Below are 12,419 nucleotides of genomic sequence, written 5' to 3' on the forward strand. Positions count from 1 at the left end.
GTTACTCGCGGATGGCGTCCAGGAGGTCGTCGAGGCTCAGCGTGCGGAGTTCGTCCCGGGTGGGGCGGCGGCCGATGTTGCGCAGCCGCGTCGACTGCGACTTGCGCATGCGTTCCAGCAGCTTCCGCGCCTCGCGCGCGTTGCCGAAGTTCGCGTCCCGGTCGACCTGGGTGAACCACTCCAGCAACGCCAGGTCCAGGTCGTCGCCGAGCAGGTAGTCGTCGCCGCGCGCGAGGTGGCCGCTGATCGAGACCAGCTGCTCCGGCGTGTAGTTCTCGAACTCCAGGGTCTTGGCGAACCGGGAGGCCAGGCCGGGGTTGGCGGCCAGGAACTTGCCCATCTCCGCGGTGTAGCCGGCGACGATCACGGCGACCTCGTCGCGGTGGTCTTCCATCAGCTTGACCAGCGTGTCGATCGCTTCCTGCCCGAAGTCGGCGCCACCGCCGCTGGACCGGGACAGGGTGTACGCCTCGTCGATGAACAGCACGCCGCCGCGCGCCTCGTCGAACGCCGACGCGGCCTTCTCCGCGGTGTGCCCGATGTACTGCCCCACGAGATCGCGGCGGGAGACTTCCTTGAACCGCCCGTTGGGCAGGATTCCCAGCGCCTTCAACAGGTTCCCGTAGACGCGGGCCACAGTGGTCTTGCCGGTGCCGGGCGCGCCGGTGAACACGAGGTGGTTGCTGACCGCGTTGACCGACAGGCCATCGCTGCGCCGCCACTCGTTGACCTGGATCTCGTCGATCAGCGCCCGCACCTCGGCCTTCACGCCGGTGAGGCCGATCATGCCGTCGAGTTCGGCGAGCAGTTCGTCGATCTGCTCCTGGTCCTGCTGGTTTCCGCTGGTCGCCGTCGCGCCCACCGGCGGTTTCCCGGCCGCCTGGGCGTCGCGCCGCACCTCGGTGCGCGCGCCTTCGTCGATCAGCACGCCGGGCGGCGCGGTGTTCTCCACCCGGCAGTCCTCGATCACGCCGCCGCATCCGCGCCCGACCGAGATGCCCACGCCCTGGGTGTCGTGCACCCAGCATTCGACGATGTTCGGCGAGGTCTGGTCGGCCACCGAGATTCCGGCCTCGCCGGTCTGCGAGATGTCGCAGCGCTCGATGCTGGAGCCGCCCGCCTGGTACATGTAGACACCGCGGAAACCGGCGCCGCGCACGGTGCAGTGCCGCAGCGCGGCGCGCGCCCCGAGACGCACGATCACGGCATCGTCGACGATGTCCTGAACCTCGCAGCTTTCCACCACGCCGTCGGCGTTTTCGATGATCAGGCCGCACTGCGAGTCGTTGATCTTGTTGCCGCGCAACGTCACATCGGCGCCGTCGGCGATGCTGATCGCGGCGGCGTAGCCGGCGGACGCGGTGCAGTCGACGATTTGCGCGCTACCACCGGAGATCCGGATCGCGGGTTGCGCGTCGCCGAGCACGGTGAGCCCGCTGAACTCCACGGCACCGTCGACGACCGAAACGGTCGGCTGGTCGGTGAACGGCGAGCGGATGGTGACCGTGCCGGGCTCGCGGGCGGCGATGGTCACGCGTTTCCGCCGGATGTGCACCGGTTCGTCGTACTCGCCGGGCGCGATGGAGATGACCGCGCCGTCGTCGGCGGCCTCCAGGGCATCGCGAATCGTCGGGAGCGCACCGCGCTGTTCGGGGGAGACCAAGAGGGTGCGTGCCATAACTCCGAGCAAATCTCGCTGGGAACCGTTGCCGTTGGGGGACAAACTACCTCAGAACGGGCCTTCGTAAGTACTACTGTTCGCGGAACGACCTACCGGAAGGGCGGTTTCGGTTGGACGAGCAATGGCAACCGGCCAACGACGTGGAGCACGAGTTGGTCGCGGCGCTCGAAGCGGGAGACAGCAAGCGGTTCGCGGAAATCGTGTTGTCCGCGCCGCTCTACCTGCCGGTGCTGCCCGAGCCGGGCACCGAATTGCGGCAGGAGCTGGACGACCTGATCTCACTGGATCGGGCGCACGTCCTCGTCTTCACCTCGCCGGCAGCGCTGTCCCACGTGCTCGGGCCGTTTTCGCTGGGGTGCCGGGAAGTCGATGCGGCGGCACTGGCGCGGAATTGGCCGCATCCGGATTACTGCTTCGCGCTGAATTTCGATCTGCCGATCGGCGCAATGATGTCGCCGGATTCGTTGGCCCGAATGGCGGTGGGCGAGGAATTCCTCGTGCTCGCCGAAGACGCCGAAGAGGTGGTGCAGGCGCAGATCCGGCGGGACTGCCTGGCCGAACTCGGCGACGGCGCGGAACCCGGCGCGGTCCCGCCCACGAACGAGCTGGAAGAAGCGCTGGCCGCGGCGGTCGAGCGGCAGGACCTCGACGCTTACCTGGCGGCGTTGGTCGACGCCGACGTGGTGCTGCCGCTGTCGCGTCCGCTGACCGACGATGTCGACGGCGAGAACTTCCCGTGGCTGCTGGTGGGTTCGGCGATCCCGGTGTTCACCTCGACGGCGATGATTTCCCGCGCCGCGCCGAAGGTCGAGCATTTCACACAATTGCCATTTCTCGTCCTGGCCGCCAACTGGCCGGGAGAACAGCATGTCCTGTGCCTGAATCCGGGCAGCGGCACCGAGCTGATCATCGGCGGCGACGCGGTCGGGGAAATCGTCGCGGCGGCCGGTGCGGCACTGTCCGAAGAAGACTTCACGTCGTGAGTGGCAGTGGTCGCTAGAACGACCATTGCCACTCACGAGAACGTTGCGCTGCGACGAGGACGGAAACGGTCTGGTGGAACCAAAAGTGGTTCCGCTGCGTCGGGACTGCTGTGAGGACAAGCGGAAACCGGCCGTCGCCGGCTTCCGCGGTCCGCTGCGGCGCTTAATCACCAATGGCTCGAACGATCTTCGATTGAGGTGGTCTTGTGGGCGCGACCGGGAGCAAGTTGGGGGGTTTGGTCCGCGGTTTCCGCAAGCGAGCTGGTCTCACGCAGCTTCAAGTCGCCGAGCAGGCCGGGCTGAGCGCGGCGGGGCTGCGCGATGTGGAGCAGGGCCGAGTCGTGCGACCGCGGGTATCGACATTGCGCCGATTGGCGGAAGTCCTCGCGCTGTCCCGGATCGAGCTCGAAGAGCTGATCCGGGAAGCAGGCGGCGAGGGCGGCAGCGGCCTGCGGGTGGAGGTGCTGGGGCCGTTGAAGGTCGCGGTCAACGGCGAGTCGGTGGATCCCGGTTCGGAGACCCAGCGGGTGCTGCTCGGCCTGCTCGCGCTGTCGCCGAACGCGCCGGTGGCGCGGGATTCGCTGATCGAGGCGGTGTGGGGCGAGCGATCGGTGGCCGGATCGGCGGATCTGCTGCAGTCCAGGGTTTCCCGGCTGCGGCGCCGGCTGCAGGCCGAGTCGGAGGAAACTCCGGTGCTGGTGGCCGATCGCGGCGGGTACCAGCTCTCGGTCTCAGAGGGGCAGCACGACCTGATGGTGTTCCGGCGCCTGGTCGCCGCGGCGCGCCAGGCCCGCGAGGCCACCGAGGCCCGCGGACTGTTCGCCGACGCCGTGGCGTTGTGGCGCGGTGAACCGCTGGAGGGCCTCGGGAGCCTGCAGGCACATCCGCTGATCACCGCCTTGACCAGGGAATACCACGCCGTGCTGGTGGAGTACGCCGCCGTCGCCGCGGAGCTGGGGCACCACCAGGAAGTCCTGCCGCACCTGCAACGGGTGGCCGATGCCGATCCGCTGCACGAGGCGGTGCACGCCGCGCTGATGATCGCCCTCGCCGGCAGCGGCCAGCAGGCGGCCGCGCTCAACGTCTTCGACGCGCTGCGCCGCAGGCTGGCGGGCGAGCTGGGCGCCGATCCCGGCCCGGAGCTGAGCGCGGCGTACCAGCGGGTGCTGCGGCAGGAGGTGTCGCGCCCGGAGTTCACGCCGGTCAGCGCGCACCGCCAACTCCCGCCGGACATCGGGGAATTCACCGGCAGGGACGCCGAACTGCGCGCGTTGCACGAAGATCTGCCGCAGGCCGGCGGCTCGGCGGTGAAGATCGTGCTGATCGAGGGCATGGGCGGCGTCGGCAAGACGCGGCTCGCGGTGCACGCCGCGCACCAGCTGCTGGCGACCGGCAGGTTCAGCGACTGCCAGCTGTACGTGGACCTGCGCGGCCACGCCGACCAGCCGCCCGCCGACCCGGCCGCGGTGCTGGCGTCCTTCCTGCGGCTGCTCGGCGTGCCCGACGACCACATCCCGTCCCGGGTGGACGAGCGGATGATGCTGTTCCGCGACCGGCTCTACGACAAGAAGGCGTTGGTGCTGCTGGACAACGCCTCCAGCGAGGACCAGGTGACGCCGCTGCTGCCGTCCGGCCCGGAGAACGTGGTGCTGGTGACCAGCCGTTGCACGCTGGCGCTGGACGGAGCGCAGACGATGCCGCTCGACGTCTTCACGCCCGAGGAAGCCGAAGGCATGCTGGCCAAGGCGGTCGGCCGCGGCCGGGTCGAGGTGGATCCCGCGGCGGCCCGGAGCCTGGTGGAGCTGTGCGGGCGGCTGCCGCTCGCGGTGGCGCTGGCCGCACGGCGGTTGCAGTCGCGTCGCATGTGGACGGTGTCGGATCTGGCCGCGCGCCTGGAGGAGAGCGACGACCGGCTGCACGAGCTGGTCGCGGGCAACCGCCGGCTCCGGACGGTGTTCGACCTCTCCTACCAGGCGTTGGAGCAGGACGAGCGCCGGATGTTCCGGCTGCTCGGCCTGCACCCGGGCGACGAGTTCACCGCCGACGCGGCGGCCGCGCTGGCCGGGATCACCGCGACCGAGGCCCGATTCCTCCTGGACAGGCTGGTGGACGAACACCTGGCGAACGTGATCACCAGGCACCGCTACCGGCTGCACGACCTGCTCGCCGAATACGGCCGGGGCCTCGTGCGGGAGGAGGAACCCGAGGATCAGTGCTTCGCGGCGATCACCCGGGTGCTGGACTTCTACCTGCACAGCACGGCCAGCGCCACGCGCCTGCTGCAACCGCACCAGCCACCGGTGTCGCTGGTGGGCAGCGAACCCGAGCACCGCCCGGCCCTGGAAACGCGGGAAGAGGCCAGGAGCTGGCTCGACGCCGAGCGCGCCTGCCTTATCGCGGCGGTGCGGCTCGCCGCGGCGCGGGGCTGGCCGACGCACGCCTGGCAGCTCACCCGATCACTGCGCGAGTACCTGTACCTCTACGGCTACGGGCACGACCACGACTGGGTGCGCACCCACGAGGCCGCGCTGGCCGCGGCGATCACCGCGCAGGACGCGGCCGGAGAGGCGATGACCAGGGCGGATTTGGCGGCGACGTACCTGGAGCTGGGCCGGGGCGCGGAAGCCCGCGAACACCTGTACCGGGCGTTGGAGTTCCACCGGCAGGCCGGCGATCGCACGCTGGAGACGAGCACCCTGGAGTCGTTAGGTGTCGTCTGCTACCGATTAGGCGAGTTCGACGAGGCGCTGCAGCACCTCCGGGAAGGCGCGTCGCTGTGCGCCGGGCGCGACCCGTACCGCGAGGGAGTGCTGCGCAGCAATCTCGGAAATGCTTTAGCTGCAACGGGTTTCCTCCACGATGCGTTGACGAGCCTGCAAACCGGGCTCGAATTGTCCAAGCAGGCCGGAAACATCGACGGGGAGTCCAGCGCGCTCGCGGACATCGGGGACGTGCACCGGCGGCTGGAAGACCACGAAACGGCGCTGAAGTTCCTGCACCGAGCGCTGGAACTGGCGGTGGACTACGGCCTGACCCCGAAGGTCGCCTACGCGAGGCACCGCCTGGGCAAGGCCTACCGAGAACTGGGCCAGTACTCGGAAGCGACGGCGAACCTCCAGGCGGCACGCCAAATAGTGGCGAAGGTAGGGGGCCCGGCGGCGGAGAGCGAGGTGCTGGTCGACCTGGGAGCGGCGCACCGGGACGTCGGCGACTTCGCGAGGGCGGGAGTGCTGATCGACCAGGGCCTGAGTCTGGCCACCGACCGAGGAGAGCGCTACCAGCAAGCCCTGGCCCTGCGAGAGCTGGGAGAGCTGCACCACCGCGCGGGCCGCGAAGACCTGGCGAAGGCCGCCTGGCGTCGAGCCGACGAGGAGGCGGACGCGACCAACGGCCGCGATCGCGTGCCCGAGTCGCCCCTCGCAAGCACCTGAACCGGGCCTTCCGAACCGGCTCGCCTCAGGCCACCGCGTAGTCGCCGAGGGCGGGTTCGAGCAGGTCGAAGGCGCGGGCCGCTTCTCCTGCGAGTGTCCCGGCGATCTCGTCGTTGGTGCTCCCGGCCAGGGTGAGCTCCTGGATGCGCTGGAACAGGATGCGGTGCACGGCGCCCAGCAGACCGGCGGCCGTGCGGACGGTGATGTCGGACCGCTGCCCGCCGACGGTGTCGGCGAGGGTCTCGGCCAGCGCCTGTTCGCGCTGGTCGTGCAGGCCGCGCAGGCATGCCGTCAGGGTGGGGCTGCCGGCGATCATGCGGGTGAAGTCCGGGCCGGCGAACCCCGCGACCGGATCCTGCGCCGTGATGGTGGCTTCGAAGGCGCGTCGGAGCGATGCCAGCGCGGACTCGCCGGGGCGGCGGTCGGCCACGGTGCGAGCCAGGGTGGCGATGAACTCGTCCTGGTGGTCGAGGACCAGGTCTTCCTTGCGTGCGAAGTAGTTGGTCACGGTCTTCTTCGCGACGCGGGCGGCCGCGGCGACCTCCGCGATGGTCGTCTCCTCGAAGCCCTTCTCGATGAAGAGTCGCGTCGCGTGGTCGGAGATCAGCCGTCGCGTCTCCTGCTTCTTGGTCTCCCGAAGGCCCAGCTGAGCGGTGTCCGATCCGGCTTCCACGAGAAAACTTACCTCCGTCGCAAATTTATGTTGACTGCCTCAATGGGGCTCGTTATAGTTTTACTACCGACGCAAGATTACTTCGAGAGGAAGTATCGCATGCGAGTGACCGACCGCGTCAAGTCCCAGACCTCCGGCTCGTTCTCGCGTGCCGACCGCGGCACGTGGCGTCAGCGGCAGGTCCGCAACGCGCGCTTCCAGCAGCAGGCAATCAGCGCGCGGCGGGGAGTTCAGGGGCGCGGCGTCCGCTGACGATCCCCGCCGCGCGCAGTCGAGCACCGGCTTCGAGCCACCACAGCCTTGAAGGAAGGTCTTGCAGATCAACGCCGGTACCGCCCCGCTCGCCGTCGACGACAGTCCGCGTCCCGCGCCGATGAGGGGCACCGCTTTGCCGGTCACCACGCTCAGCTTCATCGCCCCGAACCCCGAACCGAGGAGTGCCTTGACCATCAGCTCGCCCGCCGCTCTGCCTCCTCTCGCCGCACAGGCGGAGTGCCTGATCGAGCTGGGGGTGCACGAGCTCGCGGGGATCTCCGCAGACGATGTGCGCGCCTTCGTCGAGAACGCCGGTGACGAAAGCAGCGGCGCCCTGCTCGCCATCCACCCGGACCGCGCTCCCGCCTCCGCTATCGCACCCCTGCTCCGCCACGGCGGCAAGCCCGGCTTCGTCGTCACCGACATGTCCGACGTCGACCGCTTCACACCCTGCGGCGTCGACCTGCCCGACGCTCCCCTGTACCTCGTCACCGGCCTCGACCGCGGTGACGGCATGGCCAACTGGAGCCCGGAGGAGGCCCTGCCCGCCCTCGGCGAGGAGGGACGTACCCCGTTGCTGCTCACCGAGGGCATCCACTGGGTGCTCCAGCAGCCGGCGGCTCTCGAACGCAACCGCTGCTTCATGACCATCGGTTCCCGGCTGCGCAAGGAGAACGGCGCCTTCGACTCCCGCACTCCGGCCCTGTGGATCAGCAACGGCACGGGGCGGGACGGTCGAGAGCGGCGCAACGCCCCGAAGGTCGGCTGGTGCTGGTGGGCCAACCGCCACACCTGGCTGGGCTTCGCCTCCGCTGCGGGCCGCGAGATCTAGCCCCCGACGCCTGCGCGGATCCTGCGACGTGCTCCCACGTCGCCGAACTGGCGGAACAGCCGCCATCGGGCCGGTGAACCATTCCCTGCCGACGCCCTTCACCACCCTGCACCGAGAATCGAGCCGTCCCATGCCTTCTTCCCCCTTCGCCGCCTGGCTTCGCGACCACGCCACCCCGCTCACCCACCTCGACCCCGAGGCGCCGCTGGACGACCTGGAGCCGCTGCGCGATCTGATCGGCACGGCCCGGGTCGTCGCGGTCGGCGAGAACTCCCACTTCATCGACGAGTTCTCCGCCATGCGCCAGCGCATCCTGCGCTTCCTCGTCGAACGCTGCGGATTCACCGTCCTGGCCTTCGAATTCGGCTTCAGCGAAGGCCATGCGCTGGACGCCTGGGCGCAGGGGGAGGGCGCGGACGAGGACCTGTCGGCCCACCTCGCCTCGACCATCCCCGTGGGAGTCGGCGAACCCCTGCGCTGGATGCGCCGGTACAACCGCACCGCCGCCCGGCCGGTGCGGTTCGCCGGGGTCGACATCCCCGCGGCGGGCGGCTCCCTGCTGCCCGTCCTGGCTCCGGTCGCCGACTACCTGCGCGAGATCGACCCCGAAGTCCTCCCCGCGGTCAAGGAGGCCATGCGGATCGCCGAATCGTTCGCCGGCCCCTCCGCGTCCGCAGCCGCACCGAGGTGGGCACGCCTGGACGCCGCCGAACAGGACGCCCTCAGCGCGCTCCTGTCGCGCCTGCTGATCCGCTTCCGCTCCGTCGAACCGCTCTACGTCTCCCGCGGCGACCAGCGGCAATACGACATCGCGATGCGACGCCTCGAAGTCGCATGCCACGCGGACTACTCGTTCCGCGCGATGGCCGACCTCTTCGCCGGACGCGGCCTGACCGCCGACCCCTCAGCCCGGGACCAGTCCATGGCCGCGTCGCTCCGGTGGCACCTGGAGCAGCTCGGACCTGAAACCCGCGTCGTGCTGGCGGCCCACAACGCCCACATCCTGAAGTCCCCGATCTCCTTCGGCGGTCACCTCACGGCGCTGCCGATGGGGCAGTACCTGCACAACTCCCTGGGCGAGGAGTACTTCGCCCTCGGCCTGACCAGCACCGCCGGGCACACCGCGGACATGCAACCCGACGAGGCGGCGCCGTTCGGGTTCACCGTCGAGAACACGACGCTCGAGCAGCCCGAGCCGGGCAGCATCGAAGCCGCCTTCGCCGACGCCGGCCTCGGCTTCAGCCTCGCCGACCTCCGCCAGGCCGGCCCGCAGACTCCTGGCGCCACGCACCCCGACCGCACCCGGCTGCAAAGCGCCTACCTGCACATCCCGGTCCTCGACGCCTTCGACGCCGTCCTCAACACCGGAACCTCCACCGTCGCCACCAATGCCCTCGGGTGAGGGCCGGACCCGGTGGCTGCGCATGAGCCCCGACCCGACAAGTGGATCTGGCGGAGCGTGATCAGGCAGTAGGCGAGTCCGAGATGTGCTCCGCGCGTCGTCAGGATCCGCGCCCGTAGCGCGGGATCTCGCCAACGAGCCCACGCGCTTCCTCCGGAGGTCGCCCGGATTTCGAGCCTTCGGAGCCGTGATCTCCGTAGGCGCGAGCCGGGTCGAGATAGCGAGCCTTTGCGGGCATTCGGTTGCGGGTTCTCGGTCGTCGTCTGGATGTGCACGAATCGGGCCCGGGCGGCGGCCGCAACTCCCGCAGGGGCGCTTCCCGCACCGCCGCGCAAGCCGATTCCGCAATCGGCTCGTGAGGGGCCGGTTTCAGGCGGATGACATCGGGAGCCTCGGCGGAGGCGTCACTTCGACGATCGGGAGCACTTCGGGCGCCCGCCCGGGGTGAGGATCTGCCGGACTTGGCCCAGCAGATCGCAGGAGTCGTGCCAGTCGCCGTCGACGGCGAACGCGATCTTCTCCACGCCCGCCTCCGCGTACGCCGCGAGTTGCTCGGCGACCTGCTCCGGAGTCCCGGCGACGACTCGGTCGCGGGCCTCATCGACCGGAATGCCGAAGGATTCCGCCAGATTCTCGGCGCAGCGGTCGTGCGCGCGGTCATCGGGGCGCTCGACCAGGCTGCCTTGGATCGCGATCGCCAGGTGCGGCGCCTGGCGACCGTGTTGCTCGGCGAGCTCGCGCAGCCGCTCGGCGTTCGTCCGGATCTCCTCGGGCGTGTGCAGCTCGGCGAACCAGCCGTCGCCGAAGCGAGCCGCGCGGCGCAGCGCGGCGGGCGCGGAGCCGCCGATCCACAGCGGCGGCACGGCGGCAGCCGGGGCGAGCTGGGCGGTCGCGCCGTGCGGCAGCGCCGTCGGCTCGCCGGCGAGCAGCGACGGAAGGAGCTGCAGGAACTCGTCGGTGCGTCGGCCGCGCGTAGCGGCGTCGAGGCCCACGGCGGCGTAGCCGCTGTCGTGGTCGCCGACGCCGATGCCGAGGTGCAGGCGGTCGCCGCCGGTGAGGTGTTGCAGCGTCGCGATCTGCTTGGCGGCGCATACGTGCGGGCGCAGCGCGGGCAGGTAGACGGCGAAACCGATGTCGATGCACTCGGTCACGGCAGCCGCCGTGGCCAGCGCGAGCATTCCGTCGAGCGACGGAACTCCGTTGGCGAGGTGATCGCCGCTCCAGATGGCGTCCAGCTCGGCGTCCACGGCGTGGTAGGCCGCCTCCCGGATCTCTGCCTCCACCGCGCTGGGCAAGAAGATTCCGACTTCCACCGGCATTGTTCGCCCCCGAGGGTCACGGGATCAGTGCTGGTCCCAAGCATCGAACCTCCAGCACGCTAGAGGTCAAGCCGTCGGATGCGGTGTTGACTTCTAGTTATGTCGAACTCTTAGCGTTCGTGCCAGTCGAGCGAAGGGGTTCTGAGGATGAGCGGCGGCAAGGTTCTCGTGGTGGGTGCGACCGGCAAGGTGGGCAGGCATGTCGTCGCGGGGCTGCTGGAGGAGGGCGTCGAGGTCCGCGCGATGACGACGCGCGACCCGGCCGAGGTGGCGGCACCGGACGGGGTGGAGGTGGTCCGAGGCGACGTGACGGCCCCGGACTCGCTGCCGCTCGATGGAGTCGGGTCGGTGTTCCTGGTCTGGCCGTTGCTGTCGGCGGAGCTCGCGCCGCCGGTCGTGGACGCGATCGCGAAGCGGGCCGGGCGCATCGTCTACTTGTCGGCCACCAGCGCGGGTGACGACGAGGTGTTCCACACGCAGCTGGAGCGGCTCATCGAGGCTTCCGATGCGGACTGGACCTTCCTGCGCGCCGGTGGATTCGCCAGCAACGTGCTGGGCTGGGCCGACGCGATCCGGTCCGAGGGCGTGATCCGCGATGCGTACGGCGCGGCAGCCCGACCGCTGATCCACGAGAAGGACATCGCGGACGTCGCGGTGCGGGTACTCGTCGACGAAGGCCACAGCGGGGCGACGTACGCCCTGACCGGGCCGGAGGTGTCGACCCAGAGCCAGCAGTTGCGGACGATCGGCGAAGCCATCGGCCGCCGGCTGCGCTGGGAGGAGATCTCCCGGGGTGCCGCTCGGCGCCAACTGCTGGACAACGGCTGGCCGGCCTCGTTCGCCGACGGGGCCCTCGACTACTGGGAGCAGATCTCCCACGACCCGGAGCCGGTGTCCCCGCACGTGGAGCAGGTGACCGGCCGCCCGGCGCGGACCTTCCGGGAATGGGTCGACGACCACATCGCCGACTTCCACTGAGGTCCCGCGAATTCCCGCAGTTTCAATGGAACCCGGACCTCTGATTTCCATTGGAATTGTGGTCGGAGCGCCGGTCTGAGCCGACCCAGGGGGAGAGCGCCGACCCGGGAGACGCCGGGACCGGGGACCTCGGGACCGGGGACGTGGGAGGGCGCCGGGTCAGGAGCCGGTGCAGATCGACGGGACCGCTCGGACGAGGCCGAGGCGGTGCAGGCCGTTCAGCCGCAGGTCGGCGCTGGTGTGGTGGAAGGCGCTGGTCAGGTGGCCGTCGCAGGACGGCCGGTCGCGCAGTTGCCGGGTGTCGCGCAGTTCCAGCAGGATCTCGTCGTTCAACCGGTCGATGATCGGCCTGATCTCGCCCAGATCCGGACGTTCCACCGGCCGCTCGCCGGGGTTCGCGGCCCACCGCTCGTGCAGGGCGCGCTGGACGAGCTTGCTGGCCTCGATCTGATCCCGGAAGACCCGCTTCGACTCCTCCGGGTCGATGCCCAGCTCCAGCGACTTGCGGGCGACGACGTCGAGCACCTGCTGCTCCCGCACCGGGTCGTCGATCGCCTGGCCGGTGCCCCACTTGGCCGCGGCGACCTGATCCGATGTGGTGACGCGCTCGGCGGCCGACCGCAGCAGCGGATCGAGCGACTCCCGTTCGCCGGCGTAGGCCGGGGATGCGAGCGCGACGATGATGGTGCCGGCGAGAAGCAGTGAACGCACCAGAACCTCCTGATCGACGATCCAGCCGCGCCAGGGTACTGCGCACCGACCGCCGAAACGCCAACGAAGACAGCAACTTTCAACCATCTCACCGAACACGACCACACCGACGCGCAACCCGGATCACGATCCGTAGCGGCAGTGTCGGGATTCT

10 protein-coding genes are annotated in these 12,419 nt (G+C 70.0%); 6 read left to right on the forward strand and 4 right to left on the reverse strand.

Going from position 1 to position 12,419, the window contains the following annotated elements; all coding sequences use genetic code 11:
• Nucleotide 1: 1 nt before the first annotated feature.
• A complete protein-coding gene (locus AB0I53_RS12790; RefSeq protein ID WP_358600872.1) occupies nucleotides 2–1,678 on the reverse strand; it encodes a right-handed parallel beta-helix repeat-containing protein in 1,677 nt (558 codons plus the stop codon).
• A 113-nt stretch (nucleotides 1,679–1,791) separates the two neighbouring features.
• Between AB0I53_RS12790 and AB0I53_RS12795 the strand changes: the two genes are divergently transcribed.
• On the forward strand, nucleotides 1,792–2,664 hold the full coding sequence (locus AB0I53_RS12795; protein ID WP_358600874.1) for an SseB family protein: 873 nt from the start codon (nucleotides 1,792–1,794) through the stop codon (nucleotides 2,662–2,664).
• A gap of 206 nt (nucleotides 2,665–2,870) precedes the next feature.
• The gene (locus AB0I53_RS12800) at nucleotides 2,871–6,095 is read left to right on the forward strand and encodes a BTAD domain-containing putative transcriptional regulator (RefSeq protein ID WP_358600877.1); all 3,225 of its coding nucleotides are present in this window, start codon (nucleotides 2,871–2,873) and stop codon (nucleotides 6,093–6,095) included.
• Between the two features lie 25 nt (nucleotides 6,096–6,120).
• On the opposite strand, the gene AB0I53_RS12805 is transcribed toward AB0I53_RS12800, so the two are convergent.
• Complete coding sequence (locus AB0I53_RS12805; RefSeq protein ID WP_358600880.1) at nucleotides 6,121–6,768, reverse strand: TetR/AcrR family transcriptional regulator; 648 nt, start codon at nucleotides 6,766–6,768, stop codon at nucleotides 6,121–6,123.
• A 99-nt stretch (nucleotides 6,769–6,867) separates the two neighbouring features.
• Between AB0I53_RS12805 and AB0I53_RS12810 the strand changes: the two genes are divergently transcribed.
• The 3 genes from AB0I53_RS12810 (at nucleotide 6,868) to AB0I53_RS12820 (ending at nucleotide 9,257) form a co-directional block, all read left to right on the forward strand.
• On the forward strand, nucleotides 6,868–7,020 hold the full coding sequence (locus tag AB0I53_RS12810; RefSeq protein ID WP_358600883.1) for a hypothetical protein: 153 nt from the start codon (nucleotides 6,868–6,870) through the stop codon (nucleotides 7,018–7,020).
• A gap of 61 nt (nucleotides 7,021–7,081) precedes the next feature.
• On the forward strand, nucleotides 7,082–7,855 hold the full coding sequence (locus tag AB0I53_RS12815) for a DUF5701 family protein (protein ID WP_358600886.1): 774 nt from the start codon (nucleotides 7,082–7,084) through the stop codon (nucleotides 7,853–7,855).
• 130 nt (nucleotides 7,856–7,985) lie between these two features.
• Entirely contained in the window at nucleotides 7,986–9,257 is a 1,272-nt protein-coding gene (locus AB0I53_RS12820) for an erythromycin esterase family protein (protein ID WP_358600889.1), read from the forward strand.
• Nucleotides 9,258–9,661: 404 nt separating this feature from the next.
• Here the strand turns inward: AB0I53_RS12820 and AB0I53_RS12825 are convergent, their stop codons facing one another.
• A complete protein-coding gene (locus AB0I53_RS12825) occupies nucleotides 9,662–10,576 on the reverse strand; it encodes an LLM class flavin-dependent oxidoreductase (protein WP_358600892.1) in 915 nt (304 codons plus the stop codon).
• Nucleotides 10,577–10,723: 147 nt separating this feature from the next.
• On the opposite strand from AB0I53_RS12825, the gene AB0I53_RS12830 reads away from it, so the two are divergent.
• Entirely contained in the window at nucleotides 10,724–11,554 is an 831-nt protein-coding gene (locus AB0I53_RS12830; protein WP_358600895.1) for an NAD(P)H-binding protein, read from the forward strand.
• A gap of 159 nt (nucleotides 11,555–11,713) precedes the next feature.
• Here the strand turns inward: AB0I53_RS12830 and AB0I53_RS12835 are convergent, their stop codons facing one another.
• A complete protein-coding gene (locus tag AB0I53_RS12835) occupies nucleotides 11,714–12,265 on the reverse strand; it encodes a chorismate mutase (RefSeq protein ID WP_358600898.1) in 552 nt (183 codons plus the stop codon).
• Between the last annotated feature and the right edge of the window lie 154 nt (nucleotides 12,266–12,419).

This window comes from Saccharopolyspora sp. NPDC050389 (genome assembly GCF_040655595.1).
Classification (GTDB): Bacteria; Actinomycetota; Actinomycetes; order Mycobacteriales; family Pseudonocardiaceae; genus Saccharopolyspora.

Coding starts and splice junctions, on each gene's coding strand:
- AB0I53_RS12790 (WP_358600872.1), bottom strand. CDS start 1,678: ATGGCACGCACCCTCTTGGTCTCCCCCGAACAGCGCGGTGCGCTCCCG.
- AB0I53_RS12810 (WP_358600883.1), top strand. CDS start 6,868: ATGCGAGTGACCGACCGCGTCAAGTCCCAGACCTCCGGCTCGTTCTCG.
- AB0I53_RS12820 (WP_358600889.1), top strand. CDS start 7,986: ATGCCTTCTTCCCCCTTCGCCGCCTGGCTTCGCGACCACGCCACCCCG.
- AB0I53_RS12825 (WP_358600892.1), bottom strand. CDS start 10,576: ATGCCGGTGGAAGTCGGAATCTTCTTGCCCAGCGCGGTGGAGGCAGAG.
- AB0I53_RS12830 (WP_358600895.1), top strand. CDS start 10,724: ATGAGCGGCGGCAAGGTTCTCGTGGTGGGTGCGACCGGCAAGGTGGGC.